2 protein-coding genes are annotated in these 1459 nt (G+C 66.5%); both read right to left on the reverse strand.

The annotated features are described in order from the left end of the window. Positions 1 to 203, reverse strand: a 203-nt coding sequence (locus NKH30_RS33010; protein WP_352475113.1) for a hypothetical protein, incomplete at its 3' end; no start/stop codon positions are given. 87 nt (positions 204 to 290) lie between these two features. Further along, on the reverse strand, positions 291 to 1379 hold the full coding sequence (locus tag NKH30_RS33015; protein WP_352475114.1) for an IS110 family RNA-guided transposase: 1089 nt from the start codon (positions 1377 to 1379) through the stop codon (positions 291 to 293). Positions 1380 to 1459 lie beyond the last annotated feature (80 nt).

Here is a 1459-nt window from a genome sequence, read left to right on the forward strand (position 1 = left end):
GGATCCATATGTGGACGGCGCCCTGCCTGCAACGGTTGTTTTGCGTCGTTTTCGATCGCTTGCGTCCATATGTCCGGCCTTTGAGCACGGTCCTTGCGGCCGCTGGCCAAGGTGGGGTTCGCGACGCCCGTTCCAATCATGCCAGCGGTTTCGTTGGCCAATGGATCCCTCGGAGTTTCGCGCGTCACGGATCGATCGATCACGCCATCTTCCTTCCGTTGCAAGAGCTTGTGTTCGGTGTTCCTCCGTTGCGGCCTATCCGGGCATGTCAGCGCCGTGCTGAGCCGCGGTCAGGGCTGGCCGCAGGCCACCGCCGTAGGCGGCGCGAAGCGGCCTTGAGGGCGGCGAGGAGGCGTCAGGCTGCCCGCCAGGCCGCAACGGTACGGCTCGCCGGTGATCATCATCTTCCAGGCCATACGGGCGGTCTTGTTGGCGAGCGCCACAGCCGCCAGCTTCGGCGGCTTGCGCGCAATCAACGCCGCCAGCCACGGCGAGGCCTTGGCGCGGCCGCGACGCACCTGCTGGATGTGGGCCGTCGCGCCCACCACCAGCGCCTGCCGCAGCATCTCGTCGCCGGCCCGCGTGATCACCCCCAGCCGGTTCTTGCCGGCGGTCGAATGGTTCTTCGGCGTCAGCCCCAGCCACGCCGCGAAGTCGCGTCCCGAACCGAACGCTGTCGCATCAGTGACCTTGACGCCGAGCAGGCTCGCCACGACCGGCCCGACGCCGGGCATCGCAGCCAGCCGCTGTCCAGTCTCGTCCTTGCGGTGATGGGCCAACAGCTTCTTGTCGATTGCCGCGTATCGCGCGCACACCGCGCGGTATTCCTCGCCGAGCGTCTCAAGCAGTTCCTTTGCCAGCGCCGGCACCGTCGCGTCGCCGGCAATGCGGGCCAGCAGTGGCTCGATGCGGGCAAGGCCTTGTGCGGCCACCAGGCCGAATTCGGCTGCGTAGCCGCGGATCGTGTTGGAAAGCTGCGTGCGCCGCCGCACCAGCTGCTCGCGCACCCCAAACAGCATCTGCGCCGCTTGCTGCTCGCCGCTCTTGATCCCAACAAAGCGTGTCCTGGGCCGGCTCATCGCCTCGCAGATCGCCTCGGCGTCAGCCGCGTCATGCTTGCCGCGCCGCACATACGGCTTCACGTGCTGCGCCGCGATCAGCACCACCTCATGACCCAGCCCCGACAGCGTGCGCGCCCAGTAATGCGAGCCACCGCACGCCTCCAGCCCGATCCTCACCGGCGCAAGCTTGGCGAAGAACGGGACTACCGCCCGCCGTTGCAATTTACGCACCAGCACCGAACGCTCCGCAGCGTCGACACCATGCAGCTGAAAAACACTCTTGGACGTATCCATGCCAATACGGATAAGGTGTTCCACGGACGGCTCCCTTGTTTGAGATCTCAACGAACTCATTCTGGCACATCCGATGCCGTCGGGCGCCGTCCACCCCATCATGC

Source organism: Mesorhizobium sp. M1273 (assembly GCF_040318195.1).
In the GTDB taxonomy this organism is placed as follows: domain Bacteria; phylum Pseudomonadota; class Alphaproteobacteria; order Rhizobiales; family Rhizobiaceae; genus Mesorhizobium.